The organism is Mesorhizobium sp. M7A.F.Ca.CA.001.10.2.1 (genome assembly GCF_003998575.1).
GTDB lineage: Bacteria > Pseudomonadota > Alphaproteobacteria > Rhizobiales > Rhizobiaceae > Mesorhizobium.
On record NZ_RZQY01001137.1, the window covers coordinates 1 to 954 of the forward strand.

Annotated in this window: 2 protein-coding genes; both read left to right on the plus strand. The window is 63.8% G+C overall.

Annotated features, from left to right (window positions below):
• Positions 1-409 (plus strand): SPOR domain-containing protein (locus tag EN964_RS35680; RefSeq protein ID WP_164776486.1); only part of this gene is annotated, 409 nt, incomplete at its 5' end.
• A 132-nt stretch (positions 410-541) separates the two neighbouring features.
• Positions 542-954, plus strand: a 413-nt coding sequence (locus EN964_RS35685) for a glycoside hydrolase family 3 N-terminal domain-containing protein (RefSeq protein WP_164776488.1), incomplete at its 3' end; no start/stop codon positions are given.

Below are 954 nucleotides of genomic sequence, written 5' to 3' on the forward strand. Positions count from 1 at the left end.
CCTCAAGCCGGTCGCCAAGCCGAAAGCCGAGGCCCAATCGGCGAACACGCCGGCAAAGGTTCCGCTCGCGCCGCAGCGTCCATCCGACCAGCCGGTCGATGTTGTCGGCGAGGTCAAGCCCGATCAGGTTGCGTCCATAGATCCGGCATCGACTGCGGCCGGCGGTGGCTCGTGGTCGATGCAGATCGCCTCGCAGCCGACCGTCGAAAGCGCTCAGTCCAGCTATCAGGATCTGCAGCGCCGCTATGGCAGCGTGCTTGCCGGGCGTACCGCCAATATCGTCAAGGCCGAGATCGCCGGCAAAGGCACGTTCTACCGCGTGCGCGTTCCGGCCCAGTCACGCAATGACGCAATCAATTTGTGCACCAGCTACAAGGCCGCCGGCGGCAACTGCTTCGTCTCGCGCTAAAGCCGGAGCCGACCATCAAAAGCCGGCGCGGTCCATCGCGCCGGCTTTTTTCATGGGGAAAGCAGATCCGGCGTTGTCCCGGATGAATCCCTGGCGATTCCCTTTGATCGCACAAAGCCCTAAACTGCCGACATGACCGAATCAAAATCCATGATCCTCGGCTGTGCCGGGAAATCGCTTACCCGCGAAGAAATCAATTTCTATCGCAATGAATGCCCGTGGGCCTTCATCCTGTTTGCGCGCAACATTGGCGAGACCGAACAGATCCGCGATCTGGTCGCCGAGATGCGGGACTGCATAGGGCGTCCGGACGCGCTGGTGTTCATCGATCAGGAAGGCGGCCGTGTGCAGCGCTTGCGACCGCCGCTGGCACCGAACTATCCCGCCGGCGGCGCGCTCGGCGCGCTGTGGCGCGACGATCATGATGCCGGCGCCCGCGCGGCCTGGCTGATGGCGCGGCTGCATGCCTTCGACCTGCTGCGCTACGGCATCACAGCCGATTGCCTGCCGGTGCTCGATGTGCCGATCGAGGGCGCCAGCGATGT